General features: G+C 70.2%; 20 protein-coding genes and 1 tRNA gene. 12 read left to right on the forward strand and 9 right to left on the reverse strand.

Annotated elements, in window-relative coordinates:
- Positions 1-62: 62 nt before the first annotated feature.
- Entirely contained in the window at positions 63-290 is a 228-nt protein-coding gene (locus HSO01S_RS00315; protein ID WP_157078817.1) for a hypothetical protein, read from the reverse strand.
- Positions 291-420: 130 nt separating this feature from the next.
- On the opposite strand from HSO01S_RS00315, the gene HSO01S_RS00320 reads away from it, so the two are divergent.
- Positions 421-1,137, forward strand: coding sequence for an AzlC family ABC transporter permease (locus tag HSO01S_RS00320; RefSeq protein ID WP_066038598.1), 717 nt, complete (start codon positions 421-423; stop codon positions 1,135-1,137).
- Positions 1,134-1,439, forward strand: a complete 306-nt coding sequence (locus HSO01S_RS00325; RefSeq protein WP_066038599.1) for an AzlD domain-containing protein — start codon at positions 1,134-1,136, stop codon at positions 1,437-1,439. The genes HSO01S_RS00320 and HSO01S_RS00325 overlap by 4 nt, the downstream gene beginning before the upstream one ends.
- An 82-nt stretch (positions 1,440-1,521) precedes the next feature.
- Here HSO01S_RS00325 and def read toward each other — a convergent pair whose 3' ends face one another.
- Positions 1,522-2,088, reverse strand: coding sequence for a peptide deformylase (gene def / locus HSO01S_RS00330; RefSeq protein ID WP_066038600.1), 567 nt, complete (start codon positions 2,086-2,088; stop codon positions 1,522-1,524).
- A gap of 42 nt (positions 2,089-2,130) precedes the next feature.
- Here def and HSO01S_RS00335 point away from each other — a divergent pair, with 42 nt between their 5' ends.
- The 3 genes from HSO01S_RS00335 (at position 2,131) to HSO01S_RS00345 (ending at position 4,581) form a co-directional block, all read left to right on the forward strand.
- Positions 2,131-3,045 carry a DMT family transporter gene (locus HSO01S_RS00335; protein ID WP_066038601.1) on the forward strand — a complete coding sequence of 305 codons (915 nt, stop codon included), beginning with the start codon at positions 2,131-2,133 and terminating at the stop codon, positions 3,043-3,045.
- A 74-nt stretch (positions 3,046-3,119) separates the two neighbouring features.
- A complete protein-coding gene (locus HSO01S_RS00340) occupies positions 3,120-4,403 on the forward strand; it encodes a glycosyltransferase (protein ID WP_373280195.1) in 1,284 nt (427 codons plus the stop codon).
- Between the two features lie 104 nt (positions 4,404-4,507).
- Positions 4,508-4,581: transfer RNA gene (locus HSO01S_RS00345), tRNA-Ile, on the forward strand.
- 15 nt (positions 4,582-4,596) lie between these two features.
- Here the strand turns inward: HSO01S_RS00345 and HSO01S_RS00350 are convergent.
- Positions 4,597-5,370 carry a potassium channel family protein gene (locus HSO01S_RS00350; protein WP_066038602.1) on the reverse strand — a complete coding sequence of 258 codons (774 nt, stop codon included), beginning with the start codon at positions 5,368-5,370 and terminating at the stop codon, positions 4,597-4,599.
- Between the two features lie 119 nt (positions 5,371-5,489).
- Here HSO01S_RS00350 and HSO01S_RS00355 point away from each other — a divergent pair, with 119 nt between their 5' ends.
- The 6 genes from HSO01S_RS00355 to HSO01S_RS00380 all read left to right on the forward strand — a co-directional run bounded on the left by HSO01S_RS00355 (position 5,490) and on the right by HSO01S_RS00380 (position 12,008).
- A complete protein-coding gene (locus HSO01S_RS00355; RefSeq protein ID WP_066038603.1) occupies positions 5,490-5,999 on the forward strand; it encodes a hypothetical protein in 510 nt (169 codons plus the stop codon).
- A gap of 23 nt (positions 6,000-6,022) precedes the next feature.
- Entirely contained in the window at positions 6,023-6,751 is a 729-nt protein-coding gene (locus HSO01S_RS00360; protein ID WP_505688196.1) for a DUF6199 family natural product biosynthesis protein, read from the forward strand.
- Between the two features lie 137 nt (positions 6,752-6,888).
- Positions 6,889-7,290, forward strand: coding sequence for a hypothetical protein (locus HSO01S_RS00365; protein WP_066038605.1), 402 nt, complete (start codon positions 6,889-6,891; stop codon positions 7,288-7,290).
- A complete protein-coding gene (locus HSO01S_RS00370; RefSeq protein ID WP_066038606.1) occupies positions 7,287-8,297 on the forward strand; it encodes an AAA family ATPase in 1,011 nt (336 codons plus the stop codon). Before HSO01S_RS00365 ends, HSO01S_RS00370 begins: the two co-directional genes overlap by 4 nt.
- A 106-nt stretch (positions 8,298-8,403) precedes the next feature.
- Positions 8,404-9,651 (forward strand): DUF58 domain-containing protein, encoded by a 1,248-nt coding sequence (locus HSO01S_RS00375; RefSeq protein ID WP_157078819.1) that lies wholly within the window; start codon positions 8,404-8,406, stop codon positions 9,649-9,651.
- Positions 9,648-12,008, forward strand: coding sequence for a transglutaminase TgpA family protein (locus HSO01S_RS00380; RefSeq protein WP_066038608.1), 2,361 nt, complete (start codon positions 9,648-9,650; stop codon positions 12,006-12,008). Before HSO01S_RS00375 ends, HSO01S_RS00380 begins: the two co-directional genes overlap by 4 nt.
- Here HSO01S_RS00380 and HSO01S_RS00385 read toward each other — a convergent pair.
- Positions 11,964-12,515 carry a PadR family transcriptional regulator gene (locus HSO01S_RS00385; protein ID WP_066038609.1) on the reverse strand — a complete coding sequence of 184 codons (552 nt, stop codon included), beginning with the start codon at positions 12,513-12,515 and terminating at the stop codon, positions 11,964-11,966. The genes HSO01S_RS00380 and HSO01S_RS00385 overlap by 45 nt on opposite strands.
- 186 nt (positions 12,516-12,701) lie before the next feature.
- Between HSO01S_RS00385 and HSO01S_RS00390 the strand changes: the two genes are divergently transcribed.
- Positions 12,702-13,208 (forward strand): DUF3145 domain-containing protein, encoded by a 507-nt coding sequence (locus HSO01S_RS00390; protein ID WP_066038610.1) that lies wholly within the window; start codon positions 12,702-12,704, stop codon positions 13,206-13,208.
- 117 nt (positions 13,209-13,325) lie between these two features.
- On the opposite strand, the gene HSO01S_RS00395 is transcribed toward HSO01S_RS00390, so the two are convergent.
- From HSO01S_RS00395 to HSO01S_RS00415, 5 genes are all read right to left on the reverse strand, one after another.
- Positions 13,326-14,564, reverse strand: coding sequence for a beta-ketoacyl-[acyl-carrier-protein] synthase family protein (locus tag HSO01S_RS00395; RefSeq protein ID WP_066038611.1), 1,239 nt, complete (start codon positions 14,562-14,564; stop codon positions 13,326-13,328).
- Between the two features lie 112 nt (positions 14,565-14,676).
- A complete protein-coding gene (locus HSO01S_RS00400; protein ID WP_066038612.1) occupies positions 14,677-14,925 on the reverse strand; it encodes an acyl carrier protein in 249 nt (82 codons plus the stop codon).
- A gap of 74 nt (positions 14,926-14,999) precedes the next feature.
- The gene (locus HSO01S_RS00405) at positions 15,000-16,004 is read right to left on the reverse strand and encodes a beta-ketoacyl-ACP synthase III (RefSeq protein WP_066038613.1); all 1,005 of its coding nucleotides are present in this window, start codon (positions 16,002-16,004) and stop codon (positions 15,000-15,002) included.
- A gap of 47 nt (positions 16,005-16,051) precedes the next feature.
- Positions 16,052-16,969: an ACP S-malonyltransferase gene (locus HSO01S_RS00410; protein WP_066038614.1), complete on the reverse strand. Its 918-nt coding sequence runs from the start codon at positions 16,967-16,969 to the stop codon at positions 16,052-16,054.
- An 87-nt stretch (positions 16,970-17,056) separates the two neighbouring features.
- Positions 17,057-18,298 carry a PucR family transcriptional regulator gene (locus tag HSO01S_RS00415; protein ID WP_245635836.1) on the reverse strand — a complete coding sequence of 414 codons (1,242 nt, stop codon included), beginning with the start codon at positions 18,296-18,298 and terminating at the stop codon, positions 17,057-17,059.
- Positions 18,299-18,335 lie beyond the last annotated feature (37 nt).

The following is an 18,335-nucleotide window of genomic DNA, read 5'->3' on the forward strand; positions in this document are numbered from 1 at the left end:
GGCCTCGCGGCTCCACCCGCGGGGCCTTTCTTCTTTGTAGGGCGTCTTCCTCTACTGCCGTCTCAGGGCCGCGCCGTGCTCGTCTCCACCACGGTGATCGAGAATCCGCTCCCCGGGCCGATCAGCAGCAGATCGACGCCCGAGCTGTGCAGCAGCGGGACGAGCTCGGTGTCGCCGCGAGCGATGATGTCGCGGGCGTGGGCGGCGAAGATGTCCGCCATCGTCGTGGTCGCCCGGAAGGTGCGGCCGCCATGGTGCACCACCCGCCTGTATTCGTAGTCAATCGCCATTGATCGTCAACTCCATCAGTCGTGATCCGCACCCTACGCCCGCGGGTTCGCGGCGCACAGGGCTTGCGCGGGACGCGTGCGTGGGTGGCCGGACGGGGCCGGCACCGTGACGCTCTGCCATGATCGAAGGATGGCCCGAGCCCGTAGCCCCGAGGAATCCGCGGCCCTCCGTGCGGCCTGGGCGGTGGGCCTCGCGACCGCCGTCTACGGGGTCTCGTTCGGCGCGCTGGCGGTGCTCTCCGGGCTCGACATCTGGCAGACGATGTTCCTCAGCCTGGTGATGTTCACCGGCGGCTCGCAGTTCGCCCTGATCGGCGTGCTCGCCTCCGGCGGGCTCGCGGCCGGGGGAGCGGCGATCACGAGCGCCGCTCTCCTCGGCACGCGCAACGTGTTCTACGCCATCCGGATGTCGCCGGTGATCGGCCCCGGGTTCCTCCGCCGCGCAGCCGCCGCACACCTGACGATCGACGAGTCGGTCGCCGTCTCGGCCGCGCAGCCGACGCCGGCCGCCCAACGGCTGGGGTTCTGGGCCACCGGCATCCTGATCTACCTGGGCTGGAACCTCACGACCCTGATCGGGGCGCTGATCGGAGACCTGATCGGCGACGTGAGCGCCTACGGGCTGGATGCGGCGGCCGCGGCCGCCTTCCTCGGACTGCTGTGGCCGCGGCTGAAGGCCCGGCAGACCCAGGCCGTCGCGGTGGCCGCCGCAGTGGTCGCGACGCTCCTGACACCCGTGCTCGTGCCGGGCCTGCCGGTTCTCGTGGCCGGCGCCGTGGCGGTGGTGGTCGGCGGTTTCGACCTCTTCGGGACGAGCCGGAAGCGCGCCGAGGGAGGAGCCGCATGAACGCCTGGACCGTGATCATCACCGCTTCGGTGATCTGCCTGGCGCTCAAGGTCTCGGGCTATCTCATCCCGGCGCGCGCGTTCGAGCATCCGACGGTCGCCCGCACGGCGAACCTGCTCACGGTCGCCCTGCTGGCCGCGCTGATCGCGGTGCAGACCCTCGGGGCCGGCCAGGCCGTGCAGGTGGATGCGCGGTTGCCCGCGCTGGTCGTGGCCGCGGGGCTCTACGCGCTGCGTGTGCCGTTCGTCGTCGTCGTGATCGCGGCCGCGGGGGTGGCGGCGCTCATCCGCGCCGTGACCTGACTCCGGCGGCGCTCATCCGCGCCGTGACCTGACTCCGGCGGCGCTCATCCGGGCCGTCACCTGAGTCCGGCGGCGGAGGTCGTCAGGGCTCGACGTCGTCCTGTCCCGGCACCCAGGCCAGTCCGGGAACACCCCAGCCCTTCTTGCGCTCGATCTTCGCCGCGACCTTGCCGTAGACCCGGTCGATCCGGTCGACGTAGAGCAGCCCGTCGAGGTGGTCGAACTCGTGCTGGAAGATGCGGGCGAGCCATCCGCTGGTCTGGATCTCGTACGGCTCGCCGTCGAGATCGGTGGCCCGGAGGATGGCGGACTCGCCGCGCACGAGCGGGAAGCGCTCGCCCGGGAACGACAGGCAGCCCTCGGACTCCGTGTCGGGATCGGCGGGCTCGACCGAGGTCGGCGTGATGAAGAGCTCGGGATTGATCGCGACACCCCGGTACTCCACGTCGTCGTCGTCGGTGTAGCCGTAGACGAAGAGGCGAAGCGGGACGCCGACCTGAGGTCCGGCGAGCCCGACGCCCGGGGCGGCATCCATGGTCTCGAACATGTCGGCCACGAGCGTGCGGAGCTCGTCGTCGATCGTCTGGACGGGGGCGGCGGGGGTGTGGAGCACCGGATCCCCGGAGATCCGAATCGGGAGAACGGCCATTCGCTAAGCCTAACGGCGGGGGCTGCGGGGTAATGTCGACGGGTGCCACCTGAACTCCTGCAGCTCGGCGACCCGGTCGCTCTCGATCCCAAGCAGTTCATCGGCATCCCGATCGCACTCGTGGGCGCCGTCTTCCTGAGCTTCGGCGCGCAGTTCCAGCACCGCGGCGTGGCCAAGGTCGAGGCGAACACGCACGCGGCCCAGAAGGGCCTGAACGTCCGTCAGCTGCTGGCGCTGCTCAGCCGCCCGTCCTGGGTGATCGGCACGCTGATGCTGGGGCTCGCGATCGTCTTCCAGCTCACCAGCCTCGGCTTCTCGCCGATCATCGTGGTGCAGCCGCTCGGCGCTGTCGCCCTGGTGATCACCGCGGTGCTGAACTCCCGGGTCAGCAAGATGTCGCTGAACCGCAGCTCGGTCATCTCGATCACGCTGTGCGTCGGCGGTGTCGCCGCCTTCGTGCTGGTCGCCGCGTTCACCGCGGTGGACAAGCCGGTCACCGCGGAAGACCTGGTCATCATCCTGATCATCCTCGCCGTGGTGCTGGTGCTGTTCGGGCTGACCTTCGCGTTCTTCGGCCGCACCTTCAAGGCGATCGCGTACATCGTCGGCACCGGCGTGCTCTACGGCTTCGTCGCCACCCTGGCCAAGGTCGTGATCAGCCGGGTGTTCCAGTCGGAGATCGACTTCCTCACGGTGCTCGCGCTGATCGGCCTGCTCGCGGCCGCCGCGCTCGGCGGGTACTTCGTGCAGAACGCCTACGCTTCGGGGCCACCGGATCTCGTGATCGCCGGACTCACCGTGATCGACCCGCTCGTCGCGGTCGGCATCGGCATCCTGGTGCTCGGCGAGGCCTCGCAGGCTCCGCCGTGGGCCATGTTCGCGTACCTCGCGTTCGGGGTCGTGGCGATCCTGGGAGTGTTCGGGCTGGCGCGTTACCACCCTCAGGCCCAGCGCTAAGCTAGTTTGTTCTCAATCGACGACCATCCAGTCGACGATCCCGACGCAGTCGATGACCACAGAAAGACGACGGTTTGACCAACTCGCACGATCCGCACCCCGGCGACGCCGACGCGACCACCGGCGACGGGACGGCCCGGCCGCTGCGCATCCTGATCGGTGCCGACACCTTCACCCCCGACGTCAATGGCTCGGCGCGGTTCGCCGAGCACCTCGCCTCGGGCCTCGCCGGCCGTGGTCATGAGGTGCACGTCGTCGTGCCCTCGGCGAAGCTCCCCGTAGGCACGCGCACGGAGGTGTTCGACGGCCAGGAGGTCATCGTGCACCGCCTGTACAGCTGGCGCTGGTACCCGCACGACTGGCTGACCTTCGCCCTGCCGTGGCGCATCAAGCAGAACAGCGCGCGCATCATCGACGAGGTGAAGCCCGACGTGGTGCACTTCCAGTCGCACATCATCGTGGGCCGCGGTGTCTCGACCGAGGCCGAGAAGCGTGGCATCCGCATCGTGGGCACCAACCACGTCATGCCCGAGAACATGCTCGCCTTCACCGGTATCCCGAAGTTCCTGCAGAACTGGGCGATCGGGCTGGCCTGGGCCGCCGCGCGCCGCTCCTTCATCCGGGCGGATGCGGTCACCGCGCCCACCCGGCGCGCCGCCGACTTCTTCGAGGAGGCGACCGGGATCGGCAACGTCTACGCGATCTCCTGCGGCATCAACGCCTCGAGCTACACGCCGGACTTCGAGCCGCGGAAAGAGAACCGCGTGCTCTTCGTCGGCCGTGTCGCCGGTGAGAAGCACATCGACGTGCTGCTGAAGGCGATCGCGCTGCTGCCGGCCGACCTCGACACCAAGGTCGAGATCGTCGGCGGGGGAGACCAGCTGAAGAACCTGCAGGCCATGGCCCAGCAGCTCGGCCTGGGCGATCGCGCCACCTTCACCGGCTACGTCACCGAGGAGGAGTTGCGGAAGGCCTACACGCGCTCGACCGTCTTCGCGATGCCGTCGATCGCCGAGCTGCAGTCGATCGCGACGATGGAGGCCATGGCGAGCGGTCTGCCCGTCGTCGCGGCCGACGCGATGGCGCTGCCGCACCTGGTGCACGACGGCGAGAACGGCTTCCTCTTCCGCCCGGGAGAGGAGCGCGACCTCGCCGACAAGCTCGAGCGAGTGCTGCGGATGCCCCAGGACGAGCTGGCCCGCTTCAAGAACGAGTCCCTCGCGATCGTCGCGGCGCACGACATCGACCGCACCCTCACCACCTTCGAGCACATCTACCGCGGGGAGCCCGTGACCGACCCGCTGGTCGTGCCCCATGCGAAGGTGCCCGACCGCGGTCAGGGCGACTCGGCCGCCTGAGGTCCTGCGGCGCGGTCTCTGCTCGTGTCGTGGTCAGGCGCGGGGGACCGCGCCGCCGAGGCGGTATCGTGGTGACGCGGTCGCTCCGGTGCGCCCGTCGTTTCGGGGCGGTAGCTCAGCTGGTTAGAGCAGCGGACTCATAATCCGTCGGTCACGGGTTCAAGTCCCGTCCGCCCTACAATGAAAGCCCTGATCAGAAGGACACTTCGGTTTCCTCGCGTCCGGGCTTTTCCCTTGCGTGGGGCAAATGTGGGGCTGCATCCATTCGAGATTCGAGCAGCGCCCGAAGTTCGGAGATCTCTGCGGTGAGTGCGCGCATGTCTCGACGGGTGACGGCGGCGTCCTCCTCGTCGCGGTGGGCGACCTTCTCGACAATCCATGATGCGATCGTCGCCGTGACCACACCGAGGAGAGCGATGCCACCGAGCATGAGGCCTACCGCGATAAGGCGGCCCTCGAAGGTCACGGGGAAGTAGTCGCCGTACCCGACTGTGGTCACCGTCACGAACGCCCACCAAAGAGCGTCACCAAACGTGTTGATGATGGAGCCGGGGGAGCCGCGTTCGGCGTCGAGCATGGCGAGCGACGCGACGAACACGAGCAGCGCCGATGCACCAGCCACGTACACGACGACGCGGCCTCGGAAGGCTCTCCCTGCGGTCCTATTCAGGATCGTCAGGAGAGTGACAAGCCTGAGCAGTCGAAGCGGCCTCAGCATCGGCAGCACCACGATCAGGAGGTCGAAGATGTGCCTGGAAAACCAGCGCCATCGGTTGTCTGCCAGGACGAGGTTGACGACGTAGTCGACTAAGAAGATCAGCCAGGTCGCAGTGATGAGCGTGTCCGTAAGTTGCTCCGCGGGACCGGTGAGGTCGGCGATGATCTCCCAGGCATAGGCGATCAGGAACAGGAGAGCGATCCCGGCCAGCGGCCATTCCGTGAGACTGCGCCATCGTTCTTGCGTCATGCGGGAACTTTAGCGGCCCTGTGCGGGACCCTCCCTACTTCGGGGTCGCGGGCGGATGGGGGGCGGATGGGGAGGGGTCCCCATCGCCCGCTTCCTCGTCAGACCCTAGGGTCGGGAGCATGACCACGAGAACACGCGGGGCCCGCACGGTCGGGGGGATCCTCCTGGCGCTGGGCGTGGTCGGGGTGATCGGCGCTGCGGTGCTCGCGATGGCCCCGGGACTAGGACTCCCGGCGGCCGAGCGCTTCGGTTCCGCCCTCACCGTCGACCTGCCGGCTGGCGAGCACGCTGTGTACGTCACACCTTCCGACGAGTGGGGGTCGATCTCGTGTACCGGCTCGATCGACGAGGGCGAGGAGCTTCGGCTTCGCACGGGCATGACGCAGCAGGGTCTGTTCGTGCCCGAGCGATGGGATGCCCAGGGCAGCTTCGCGATGCAGGAGGCCGGAACCCTCGTGCTTTCCTGCGACGGCCCCGTGGCCGAGGGCCGCTTCACCATCGGACCGGTCGTCGGGCTCGTCGGCTTGGTCGGCCCGGTGCTGCTCGCGGTGCTGTCGATCGTCGTGCTCACCGGAGGAATCGTGCTGCTCGTCGTCGCGGCGAACCGCCGCCGACCGTCGAACAAATAGGCCGCTGAGAAATAGGGGGAATGATGCTGTTGGTCTTTGCTGTGCTTGCCGGGTTGGCGGGGGTGTGGTGCCTCGTGGCGCCGCCCCGCGCGATGCTGTTCGGATCGCGCTGGCAGCTGCGCGACGGACAGGATGCGGAGCCCAGCCGGCTGTGGGTGCTCGTCAACCGGGGCTCGGGCGTGGTCTGGCTGGTGATCGCGGCGGTCCTGGTGACGGTGCACTTCGTCACCCAGGGCCAGGGCGACAGCCGGGAATCGCTGAAGGAGGCCTGGGGCATCGGGCGGTACCTGCCGGGCGACGAGCTCGCGATCGACCTCGACCCCGAGGTGCAGCCGGTCGCCGACGTCGAGTCGACCCTCGCCGGGTACTCGGGGATCGAGCAGGGCCTGACGGTGTGGCGCGCCGCGGTCGCCGGCGAGGACCCCGTGGGGGATCTGGGCGGCGACGTGGCCGACGGCGACGTCGTGTTGGCGGTGTGGGCGGGTGGTTGCCGGCCCGGCCCCGTCCTGGTCGAGGAGACGGATTCGACGGTCACCGTCTCGGTCACCGGCGTGGGCTTCGAGGTCTCGGGGAGCCCGGTGGTCTGCGGGAGCGCCGCATCCCGGTACGGCGAGCCGAAGGCCGAGGACCTCTTGATCGTGCGCGTACCGCTCTCGGCTCCGCTCGGCGATCGCAAGCTGATCACCCCGGATCCGCCCGTGCGCGAACGCGACCCGGCACCGATCCCGGGTCTGCCCGCCACGAACGGGTAGTCGTCGGGCGCGCGCCGAGCGGGCCCCGGCACGGCCGCCGATCGCATGCAGATGCTGGGAGTCGGCGCGACGGGTCGCGCATGTCGGACGCTGCGCTTATCGTGGGTCTACGTCAACGACGCGACCCGAGGAGCAGTGTGCGCGGCAACAACGATTCTCAATTCGACTCCCGGTTCGATGCGGCCTTCCAACCCGGCTTCGAACACGCCCCGAGCGATGCGGCGTTGTATGACGCCTTCGCCCAACTCGGGTCGACCGATCCGGATGCGGATGTGCGCGCCGAGACGGCCCCGTACCGCGTGCGGCCCCTGATCGACCGCTTCGTGGTCGCGCTCTGGATCGTGGGGGCGGGCTTGCTCGCGCTGGGCCTCGCCATCAGCCTCTCCGGCAACTCGATCTACTCGGGCAGCTTCTCCTCCGCCCCGAGCGAACTCCTGATCGCCCTCTCGCAGCTCTCGCAGTGGATGGTGCCCATCGGCCTGGCCACGCTGGTCGGCACCCTGTTCCTCCTGGCCGGCCGATGGGAGCGACGCCGATGAGCACTCCTCCCGCCACCGCCGCCGACGCGCCCCTGTCCCTCGCCGAGTTCGAGGAGCACACCGGCGCGATCCTCCGCAACCTCGAGTCCGTCATCGACGGCAAGACCGAGGCCGCGACCCTCGCCCTGATCGTGCTGATCGCCGAAGGCCACCTCCTGGTCGAGGACGTGCCGGGCGTCGGCAAGACGACGCTCGCGAAGGCTCTGGCGACCAGCATCGGCTGCTCGGTCGCGCGCATCCAGTTCACGCCCGACCTCCTTCCGTCGGATGTGACCGGGGTCTCGATCTACAACCAGGTCGACCACGCCTTCGAGTTCAAGCGCGGAGCGGTCTTCGCGAACATCGTGATCGCCGACGAGATCAACCGCGCCTCGCCCAAGACCCAGTCCGCCCTGCTCGAGTGCATGGAGGAGGGGCAGGTGTCGGTCGACGGCACCACGCATCCACTCGACGCGCCGTTCATCGTCGTCGCGACGCAGAACCCGATCGAGATGGAGGGCACCTACGCCCTGCCCGAGGCGCAGCGCGACCGCTTCATGGCCCGCATCTCGATGGGGTACCCGGATGCGCAGGCCGAGTTGCAGATGCTGCACCACCGCGAGAACGGCAGCCCGCTCGACGCCCTGCGACCGGTGGTCGACAAGCAGCAGCTCGCCGAGCTGATCGCGACGGCGCGCTCGATCTACGTCAGCCGTGCGGTCGAGTCGTACGTCGTCTCGCTCGTGCAGGCGACCCGCGGCCACCCGGAGTTCCGCCTGGGCGCGAGCCCGCGCGGCACCCTGCACCTGGTGCGCGCTGCGAAGGTGCTGGCGGCGCTCAGCGGGCGTGAGTTCGTGGTGCCCGACGACGTGAACCAGCTCGTCGTGCCGATCCTGGCGCACCGGATCGTGGCGACGCGGCGCGCCGCGAGCGACGCCCGGGGCGGCGGCTCGGAGGCGATCGCCACGGCGCTCCGCGCGATCGTGGCGGCGACCCCGGTTCCGCTCAGCAGGACGCGGCAGTCTTGACCGTGTCCTCTCGCTGCACGGTGCCCGGCCGCGCCATCGGTCTTGGCAACCCCGGCGGCGCCGACGATCTCGGCAACCCCGAGCGCGGGGCCGGCCGACCGTGAGCGTGCCCCGCAGCCGAAGCCGCCTCCCGCGCCCCACGGTGCGCGGCTCGGGGCTGCTGATCGCCGCGGTGGTCGCGTTCGTGCTCGTCCCGATCGTCCGCCGTCAGGAGGTCGCGTACCTGGCCTGCTTCCTGCTCGCCGTGCCGGTCTTCTCGCTGCTCTGGGTCGCCTTCCGGCCCTTCGCCCTGTCGGTGCGGCGTCGGTTCACCCCCGAATCCGGAACGGTCGGCGAGACCGTGGAGGCGACGATCTTCGTGCAGAACCAGGGGTCGTTCCGCACCCCCGCCACCGTGTGGGTCGACCGCGCCTCCGCACCGCTCTCCTCGAGCGAGCCGGCGACACTGCCTCCCCTCCCGGGCACCGGTTCGGCGCTCATCGACGACGCGCCGATCGAACGGATCCGGTACCGCATCGACACCAGCCGGCGAGGGGCGCACGAGATCGGTCCGTTCGAGCTCAGCGTCACCGACCCCTTCGGCTGCGCCACCCGGAAGCGCGAGTTCGGCGGCACGGACACGCTGCTCGTCACGCCGATGGTCTTCGAGCTCGCGCGGATCGACCTGCGGCTCGCGACCGGCGACGGCGCCGAACAGGTCTCCCGACGGCTCGTCGGCGCGGGGGAGCAGGACGTCATCGCCCGAAAGTACCTCCCCGGCGACTCCATGCGCCGGGTGCACTGGCCCGCCACCGCCAAGCACGGCGAACTGATGGTGCGGCAGGACGACCAGCGCAACGACCAGGATGCGGTGCTGCTGCTGGACGCCGCCTCCTTCCAGGAGGGCCCCGCGTTCGAGTGGGCGGTCAGCGCGATCGCCTCGGCGGCCCTGCACCTGATGAACGAGGGCTTCGGCGTGCGCCTGGTCGGCCACGCGCGGCCCGGCTCCGGGCTGCCGGGCGACGAGGTCTTCACGGCACCGTTCGGGGCCTCGCGCGTCGTCCGCGACCTGGCGCTGGCGACCACGGCCGGGGTACATGATCCGGCCGATTTCCGCCTCGCCGTCGACGAGGCCGCTCTCACGTCACCGGATGCGCCGCCGGTCTTCGCGGTCGTCTCGGCGACCGCGGGAGGCGCGGATCGCATCCGTCCGCTCGCGGGCATGTCGTCGCATCCGATCGCCTTCGTGGTGGGAGAGCCTTCGGGCACCGCCGCCGAGCTGCGTCAGGCGGGCTGGACCACGGTCGAGTGCTCGTGGACCGACCATCTGCCCTCGCTCTGGAAGGCCATCGGCGACGCGAGGGGGATCGGATGAGCCCGTCGCTCCGCGTCACCGCCCGCCGTGCCGGCAAGACCGGTGCGTGGAAGAGCACGCTCGCCGTCGCCGTCTGCATCGGCGCGGCCCTGCTCGGTCTCGCGCCGATGCTGCAGGGCGCCGGCTGGTGGTTCCAGACCATGACCATGGTGACCGTGCTGCTGGCCTCGATGGCGGTGCTCCGCGCCCGCGGAGCCGCCGAGGTCACGGTCGTCGCCGTCTCCGCGATCATCTGGGGCGCGCTCGTCGTGCTGCTCTACGCCGGGGACTCGCTCTGGTTCGGGCTTCCGACCCTCGCGACGATCGGCGACATCTCCAACGACCTGGCCGCGGCTCGCGAGTCGATCGCGGTGCAGGAGATCCCGGCGATCGCCGACGGCCCGATCACCCAGTTGATCGTGATGGCGGTCGGGCTGATCGCCGTCATCACCGACGAGCTCGCCACCGGCCTCCGCACGCCGGTGCTCTCGGGCATCGGCCCGCTCGCCGTGCTCTCGATCGCCCCTTTGGTGCGCCGCACCGAACCCGACGTTCCGGTCTACGTGCTGGCCGCCGTCGCGTTCCTCGGCGTGATCTGGTTCAGTTCGCGGATCGGCGGGCGCTCCTTCGGGGCCGAGACCCGGCCGGACGGCGCGCGATCCCCGGCGCTGCCCGTCGCGTCTCCGGTCTCGAAAGGCACCGGCCGCAATCCCGGCCTCGCGATCGCGCTCGGCGCCGCCGCGGTCGCCGCGATGGTCGTGCTGCCGCTCGTCACCCCCGGTCTCACCGCGAAGTCCCTCGCCGACGACCCCGCGGCCAACCGCTTCCCGTCGGTCTACGCCACGGGCGTCGACCCCACGATCCAGCTCGGCCGCGATCTCCGCCGCAGCGACGCCGTGCTCTCCCTGACCTACTCGACGGATGCTCCCGACGGCCTGTACCTGAAGATGGTCACCCTCGGCGACTTCACGACCGGAACCTGGGAGCCCGAGAGCGCCTACGACGGCGTCGGCTACGACGGGCAGGATTTCGGGACGCCGCCCGGCCTCGCCGCCGACGTGCCCACCGAGGATTCGACCACCAGCATCTCGATCGCGGGCCTCCGCAGCGACTGGCTGCCGATGCCGTACCCGACCCGTCAGGTCGACGAGCTGAGCGGCGACTGGCTGCTCACCCCCTCGACCTTCACCATGACCGACCTGCAGGGCGACACCCGTGGCCTCAACTACCGGACCACGAGTCTCCAGGTCAGCCCCACGGCCGAGCAGCTCGCGGCGGCCGGGGCGGTGGTTCCGGATGCGGTGCGCGACTTCCTGCAGGTGCCCGCCGACCTGCCTCCCGTGATCGCGCAGACCGCGGCGGAAGTCACCAAGGGCGCCGCCACGAACTACGACCAAGCCGTCGCGCTGCAGGAGTACTTCCGTTCGCCGCAGTTCCGGTACTCGCTCTCCGCACCCGAGTCGGGAGGCTACGACGGCGACAACGCGCAGATGATCGCGGCGTTCCTCCAGGCGAAGGAGGGGTACTGCGTGCACTTCGCGGCCTCGATGGCGGTGATGGCCCGCACCCTCGGGATCCCGTCGCGGATCGCGGTCGGCTACTCACCCGGCCAGAACGCCGACAGCACCGCCGACGGCCTCCCGGTCTACGAGGTCTACACCGACCAGCTGCATGCCTGGCCCGAGCTGTACTTCGACGGCATCGGCTGGCTGCCCTTCGAGCCGACGCCGGGCCTGGACATCACCCCGCCCGACTACAGCCTCCCCGACTACGCCAAGGCGGGGGCCGCCGGAGCCGCGAACGTCCCGCTCCCGTCGATCACCGCGACCGGCACCGCCAACCAGGATCGCGCCGACACCGACGGCGGGCCGGCCGCTGCCACCGGTCAGGCGGCCGTCCTCGAACAGGTCCGGGGGTGGGGCGTGTTCGCCCTTATCCTCGGGCTGGCGACGGCGATCGTGCTGCTGCCCTGGGCCGTCCGGTCCGGGATCCGGCGGTCCCGGTTCCGGCGGCTGGCCACCGACCCGCTGCCGGGCACCCTGGCCTGGTCCGAGTTCGAGGCAGCGCTCGACGACCACCGCATCCATCGATCGGCCGGCGAGACCGTGGCCGACGTGGAGCGGCGCCTGCTCGCCGACCTGATGCTCCCGGCCGAACCGCTCGAGCGGCTCCGTCGTCAGGTCGAGTTCGAGCAGTACGCGCCCGAGCTCGGGGTCGACGACGAGACCCGGCAGCGGTTGGCCGCCGAACTGCGCGAACTGCTCAGCTCGCTCGACGCGCAGTCGGAGTCCGGGACGCGGCTCCGCGCCAGGATGCTGCCGGCCTCGCTCTGGTCACGCCGACGGACGCCGGCCGCGGCGGGGACGCTCGTTCCGTAGCGGGCGCGCCAGAGCGGCCAGGCCGCCGGGGAGCGACTCGAGGTCGTCGAGCCAGCCGAGGGCCGCGACGGCGAGCCGGGCTTGCGCCCGGGTCGCCGCATCTACACCCTCACCCTCGCCTTCATCGGCGGAAGCGGCCTCGGTCAGCCAGGTGTCGCGGTAGCGCTGGACGAGGGGCATGGCTCCGTCGCCGCGCAGGCTCGTCGCGAGCAGGAGCTTGAAGGTCATGTCGGTCCAGGGCGTGAGCGACCCGGCTTCCGGGAACGCCAGCCACTCTTCAGCCTCGGAGACACCGGCGGGGGAGAGGCCGTAGAGGGGAAGACCGTCGTCGGTGCTGCCGGAGACCTCGACGAGCCCGGCCGTGCAGAGCCGGTCGAGGGTCGAGTAGATCTGGCCGACGTTGATCCGCCCGGCGCGGTCGGTGCGCTCCTCGAGCTCGGAGTGCAGCTGGAGGCCGTAGGCCTCGGAAGCGGTCAGGACGGCGAGGATGCCCGCTCGAATCGACATCCGCTGCCCGCCTCTCAATTACTCGCTCAGTATAGGTCTGGGAGTCTCCGAAACAGGGATGACACGGTTGTTATTCAGACCTCCCCTCGGTCATAATGGGGACACAACTGCATAACATCTGTCGCCAGACAGCACTCCCGTTCACAGGTCGTTGGGGAAGACGTACCTCACGAATAGGAGAGAAAAATGGCGGCAACCGTTGCACGCGGGGTGGTCTACGTCCACTCCGCGCCCCGCGCGCTCTGCCCCCACGTCGAGTGGGCCGCAGGTCGCGCTATCGGTCGTGCAGTGAACTTCGACTGGATCGAGCAGCCCGTGCTGCGCGGATCCCAGCGGGCGGACTTCTTCTGGGAGGGCGCACCCGGGACGGGTGCTGCCATCGCCTCCGCGCTGCGCGGCTGGGAGCATCTCCGCTACGAGGTCACCGAGGATGCCAGTGAGCAGCACGACGGCGGCCGGTGGATGCACACCCCCGACCTCGGGATCTTTTACGCCCAGCTCGACTCCGCGGGCAACACAGTCATCCCGGAGGACCGCATCCGGAACGCCATGGAGACCGCCGGCACCAACGCCCTCGAGCTGCACCGCGAGCTCCGCCTCGCCCTCGGCCAGGCCTGGGACGACGAGCTCGAGCCCTTCCGCTACGCCTCCGACATGTCCCCCGTCATCTACCTCCACCGCGGCGTGGGCTAACCCACCCCACACCCACCTCCTCACCGAGAAGTCAAAAAAACGTCCAAACCCGTGAGTTTGGACGTTTTTCTGACTTCTCGACGAAGTGGGCGTGGGGTGGTGAGGGGGGTGGGGGTGTCAGGCCGTTTTGAACGCCACGACGGCGTTGTGACCGCCGAAGCCGAACGAGTTGCTGATCGCCAGGAGGTCGCCCGCCGGCAGCTCGCGCGGCGAACGGACCACGTCGAGCGGGATGTCCGGGTCCTGCTCCGAGAGGTTGATCGTCGGCGGCGCCACACGCTCGTGCAGGGCGAGGATGGTGAAGATCGCCTCGATGCCGCCCGCGCCACCCAGCAGGTGACCGGTGGAGGCCTTGGTGGCCGAGACCGGGATGTCGTGCAGGCGGTCACCGAAGGTGTGCAGTAGCGCCTTGTACTCCGCGATGTCGCCGACCGGGGTCGACGTGGCGTGGGCGTTGATGTGCGCGACGTCGTCGAGCGAGAAGCCGGCGTTCGCGACGGCGCCGATCATGGCGCGCGCGGCGGCCGAACCCTCGGGGTCCGGAGCGGTGATGTGGTACGCGTCGCTGGTCACGGCGCCGCCGAGCACCTCGGCGTAGATCTTCGCACCGCGGGCCTTGGCGTGCTCCTCGGTCTCGAGCACGAGCGCCGCACCACCCTCGCCGAGCACGAAGCCGTCACGGGTGAGGTCGTAGGGGCGGGATGCCGTGGCCGGGTCGTCGTTGCGCTTGGACAGCGCCTGCATGGCCGCGAAGGCGGCGATGGGCAGCGGGTGGATGGCCGCCTCGGAGCCGCCGGCGATGATGATGTCGGCGAAACCGGCCTGGAGGTGGTCGTAGGCGTTGACGATCGACTCGGTGCTCGAGGCGCAGGCCGAGACGACCGTGCGGGCGCCGGCGCGGGCGCCGAGCGACATCTCGATGGCGGCCGCGGGGCCGTTCGGCATGAGCATCGGCACCGTCATCGGGAGCACCCGGCGCGGGCCCTTCTCGCGGAGGGTGTCCCAGGCGTCGAGCAGGGTCCAGACCCCGCCGATCCCGGTGGCCCAGTCGACGCCGAAGCGCTCGGGAACCACCTCGGGGGAACCGGCATCCGCCCACGCCTCGCGAGCCGCGATCAGCGCGAACTGACTGGAGGGGTCGAGCCGCTTGGTCTCGATGCGCTCGAGCACATCCGTGGCGTGCACCCGGGCCTGAGCCGCGAAAGTCACCGGCAGTTCGAGCTCGGAGACCCAGGGCTGCTCCAGCGTGGTCGCTCCCGACTCACCGGCCAGCAGGTTCTTCCAGCTCTCGACGGCGGTGCCGCCGAGGGGTGAGGTGGCACCGATACCGGTGACGACGATCTTCTTCGTGCTCATGGTGAAACTTTCTGTGGGTGGTCAGTCCAGGTGCGCCCGGATGGCGCAGTTCGGCCGACAGGATCGTGAGCGTGGTCGCGATCCTGCCGACCTGCCGCGGGTGGGGAGGGCCTCAGCCCTGTGCTGCGACGATGAAGGTGACGGCGTCGCCGACGGTCTTGAGGTTCTTGACCTCTTCGTCGGGGATCTTGACGTCGAACTTCTCCTCGGCGTTGACGACGATGGTCATCATCGAGATCGAGTCGATGTCCAGGTCGTCGGTGAAGGACTTGTCCAGCTCGACAGTGTCGGTCGCGATGCCGGTCTCGTCGTTGATGAGCTCAGCCAGTCCGGCCAGTACTTCTTCGGTGGACAATGCCATTGTTCTCTCCTTGGGGGTGTCGTGTGACCGAGACTTAGTTTAGTCGGGCCGGGGATGTCGATTCGTGCGACCCGCTAGGGCAGGACGACGACCTGGGCGCCGAAGACGAGTCCGGCTCCGAAGCCGATCTGCAGGGCGAGACCGCCCGAGAGCTCGGGCTGCTCCTCGAGCAGTCGGTGGGTGGCGAGGGGGATGGAGGCGGCCGAGGTGTTGCCGGTGGTCGCGATGTCGCGGCCGATGGCGACCGACTCCGGCAGCTTCAGCTGCTTGGCGAACTCGTCGATGATGCGCATGTTCGCCTGGTGCGGCACGAAGGCGGCGAGGTCGTCGACCGTGACGCCGGCGGCCTCGAGGGCCTGGTTGGCGACCTTGACCATCTCCCAGACGGCCCAGCGGAACACGGCCTGGCCGTTCTGGCGGAGCGTCGGCCACTCGGACTCCTGGTCGCGGAACGCGATCGACGTGCCGGTCATGTAGATCTCTTCGCGCTTGGTCGCGTCCGAGCCCCAGATGGTGGGGCCGATGCCGACGGTGTCGCTCGGGCCGACGATCGCGGCTCCCGCGCCGTCGCCGAGCAGGAAGGAGATCGAGCGATCGGCCGGGTCGACGTACTCGGAGAGCTTCTCGGCTCCCACGACGAGCACGTACTCCGCGAGCCCGGCGCGCACGAGCGAGTCGGCCTGGCCGATGCCGTAGGCATAGCCCGCGCAGGCGGCGCTGATGTCGTAGGCCGCGGCCTCGGGGGCACCGATCCGGGCGGCAAGCAGGGTGGCGAGCGACGGGGTGATGACCGGGTTGCTGATCGTCGAGACCAGGATGGCACCGATCTGCGAGGGCAGGATGCCGGCGCCCTCGATCGCCTCGAGCGACGCGGCCTCGGCCAGGTCGACGGCGAAGACGTCGTGCGAGGCGCGCATCCGGGTGATGATCCCGGTGCGCTGCCGGATCCACTCGTCGGAGGAGTCGATCGGGCCGACCAGGTCGTCGTTGGGTACGGTCAGGTCGCCGCGGGCGGCGCCGATCGCGTGGATGCGCGTGTACTGCGCACCGGTGGACTGCTTCAGGGTGGGCTGGGTCATGGGTGTCCGAGGGCCTTCCGGAGGGATGCGGGGTGGTCGGCGGTCGCTCAGGCGGCCTGGTCGAGGAGTTCGAGTGCGGCGGGCAGGTCGTCCGGGGTCTTCACGGCGACCGCGGGCACACCCTTGAGGCCGCGCTTGGCGAGCCCGGTCAGCGCACCGGCGGGGGCGACCTCGATCAGCCCGGTGACACCGGCGGCGGCGAAGGCCTCCATGTCGAGGTCCCAGCGCACGGGGGACGAGACCTGGCCGACGAGCAGCTCGACGAAGCGCGAGCCGCTGTCGACCAGCGAGCCGTCCTTGTTCGTCCAGATCGGCAGCGTCGGGTCTGCGGGCTCGAGCGTGGAGGCCACAGCGGCGAGACGCTCGACGGCCGGGGTCATGTACTGGGTGTGGAAGGCGCCGGCGACCTGCAGCGGGATGACCCGCACGCCGCGCGGGGCGCTCTCGGCGAGGCGGGCCAGTGCATCCGGAGCCCCCGCGACCACGATCTGGCCGCCGCCGTTGTAGTTGGCCGGCACGACGCCGACCTCCTCGAAGAGGGCGAGCAGCTCGGTCTGGTCGCCGCCCACCACGGCGCTCATGCCGGTGGGGGTGAGTGCTGCCGCATCCGCCATCGCCCGGCCCCGCTCGCCGACGAAGCGCAGGGCCTCGTCGTCGGTCAGGATGCCGGCTCCCGCGGCCGCGGTGATCTCGCCCACGGAGTGCCCGGCGATGCCGCCGACCCGCTCGCGACGACCGTCGGCGAACAGGGCGCGGAGGGTGAGGATGCCGGCCGCCACGATCAGCGGCTGCGCGATCGCGGTGTCGCGGATCGTGTCGGCGTCGCTGAGGGTGCCGTGCTGCACGAGGTCGACCCCGGCGGCGGCGCTCATGCCTTCGAGCAGCTCGCGACCCGAGAAGTCGATCCAGGGGCTGAGGAAGCCCGGGGTCTGCGACCCCTGGCCGGGGCAAACGACGACGATCATTAGTTCAGTCTCCCAAGAGTTCGGTCGGCGGTGGTGTCGAACGCGCTCAACAGATGAGCGAATTCGTTGTGAGATGTCAACAGCGGGTCAGCGGCGATGGCCCGGGTTGTCGTGGTCGTTCATCGAGCCCAGGATGAGCGCCGACTGCAGGATGAGGGCCTCGCGCGCGCCGGTCGCGTCCCAGCCGATCACCTGGGTGACCCGCTTCAGGCGGTAGCGCACGGTGTTCGGGTGCACGAACAGCTCGCGGGCCGTGGCCTCGAGCGAGCGGCCGTTGTCGAGGTAGCACCAGAGCGTCGTCATCAGTTCGGGCGACTGATCCTGGAGCGGCCGGTAGACCCGGTTGACGAGGGTGGAGCGGGCGAGCGGATCCCCGGCCAGCGCGCGTTCGGGCAGCAGGTCGTCGGCCAGCATCGGCCGAGGCGCGTTGCGCCAGGCCTTGGCCACGGCGAAGCCGGCGAGGGCGGCCTTGGCGCTGCGGGAGGCGTCGACCAGGCTCGGCACCTCGTGACCGAGCACCAGGTAGCCGGGGCCGAAGCCCGGCTCGAGCTTCGTGGCGATCTCGAGGAAGGAGAGGACCTCGTCGGGGGCGACGACGGCCTCGTCGGGGGAGACCGAGGGGTCGGCCGCATCCACGGGAGGCCCGCCGATGCCGTTGACCGGATGCGCGCGCCCGATCACGAGCACGAGCCGGCCGCCCTGCACGCCGATCAGCAGGTCGGCGTTGAGGTGCCGGGCTGTGCGGCGCAGCTGGTCGACGTCGAGCTGGCGCGGGGTGGTGCCCACGAGCACGCTCACCTCGCCGTGGCCGTGCCAGCCGAGCGCCGCGATGCGGCTCGGCAGCTCGTCGTCGTACTCGCCGCTCAGGATGCTGTCGACCACGAGGGCTTCGAGCCGTGCGTCCCACAGACCCCGAGCCTCGGCGGCCCGCGCGTAGACGTCGGCCGCGGCGAACGCGATCTCGCGGGAGTAGAGCAGGATGCCCTCGCGGAGCGACTGGTCGCCGCCGGCCACCCGCTCCTCGACCACCTCGACCACGACCCGGATCAGCTGCAGCGTCTGCTGGAGGCTCACCGAGCGGAGGAGCTCCCGGGGTGCGGAGCCGAACACGTCGGCCGCGATCCACGTGGTCGTCGTGGGGTCGTCGTACCACTGGATGAACGACTTGATGCCCGCTTGGGCGACGAGGCCCACGGCCGAGCGCCGCCCTGGCGGCATGTCGCCGTACCAGGGCAGCGTCGCATCCAGTTTCTTGATCGTCGCGGTCGAGAGCTCGCCCTGGATGGTACGGAGCCACGCCAGGGTCTGCGCCTTGGTCTTAGCGGGCACCAGTGCCCCCGACCGCGATCAATCGAGTGGTCATTGC

This window comes from Herbiconiux solani NBRC 106740, from assembly GCF_001571005.1.
In the GTDB taxonomy this organism is placed as follows: domain Bacteria; phylum Actinomycetota; class Actinomycetes; order Actinomycetales; family Microbacteriaceae; genus Herbiconiux; species Herbiconiux solani.

What these genes read in the sequence shown, in the direction of transcription:
- HSO01S_RS00390 (WP_066038610.1), top strand. Translation starts at nt 12,702, where the DNA reads ATGGCGGCAACCGTTGCACGCGGGGTGGTCTACGTCCACTCCGCGCCC.
- HSO01S_RS00315 (WP_157078817.1), bottom strand. Translation starts at nt 290, where the DNA reads ATGGCGATTGACTACGAATACAGGCGGGTGGTGCACCATGGCGGCCGC.
- HSO01S_RS00320 (WP_066038598.1), top strand. Translation starts at nt 421, where the DNA reads ATGGCCCGAGCCCGTAGCCCCGAGGAATCCGCGGCCCTCCGTGCGGCC.
- HSO01S_RS00360 (WP_505688196.1), top strand. Translation starts at nt 6,023, where the DNA reads ATGCTGTTGGTCTTTGCTGTGCTTGCCGGGTTGGCGGGGGTGTGGTGC.
- HSO01S_RS00380 (WP_066038608.1), top strand. Translation starts at nt 9,648, where the DNA reads ATGAGCCCGTCGCTCCGCGTCACCGCCCGCCGTGCCGGCAAGACCGGT.
- HSO01S_RS00325 (WP_066038599.1), top strand. Translation starts at nt 1,134, where the DNA reads ATGAACGCCTGGACCGTGATCATCACCGCTTCGGTGATCTGCCTGGCG.
- HSO01S_RS00410 (WP_066038614.1), bottom strand. Translation starts at nt 16,969, where the DNA reads ATGATCGTCGTCGTTTGCCCCGGCCAGGGGTCGCAGACCCCGGGCTTC.
- HSO01S_RS00405 (WP_066038613.1), bottom strand. Translation starts at nt 16,004, where the DNA reads ATGACCCAGCCCACCCTGAAGCAGTCCACCGGTGCGCAGTACACGCGC.
- HSO01S_RS00385 (WP_066038609.1), bottom strand. Translation starts at nt 12,515, where the DNA reads ATGTCGATTCGAGCGGGCATCCTCGCCGTCCTGACCGCTTCCGAGGCC.
- HSO01S_RS00395 (WP_066038611.1), bottom strand. Translation starts at nt 14,564, where the DNA reads ATGAGCACGAAGAAGATCGTCGTCACCGGTATCGGTGCCACCTCACCC.
- HSO01S_RS00370 (WP_066038606.1), top strand. Translation starts at nt 7,287, where the DNA reads ATGAGCACTCCTCCCGCCACCGCCGCCGACGCGCCCCTGTCCCTCGCC.
- HSO01S_RS00400 (WP_066038612.1), bottom strand. Translation starts at nt 14,925, where the DNA reads ATGGCATTGTCCACCGAAGAAGTACTGGCCGGACTGGCTGAGCTCATC.
- HSO01S_RS00350 (WP_066038602.1), bottom strand. Translation starts at nt 5,370, where the DNA reads ATGACGCAAGAACGATGGCGCAGTCTCACGGAATGGCCGCTGGCCGGG.
- HSO01S_RS00355 (WP_066038603.1), top strand. Translation starts at nt 5,490, where the DNA reads ATGACCACGAGAACACGCGGGGCCCGCACGGTCGGGGGGATCCTCCTG.
- def (WP_066038600.1), bottom strand. Translation starts at nt 2,088, where the DNA reads ATGGCCGTTCTCCCGATTCGGATCTCCGGGGATCCGGTGCTCCACACC.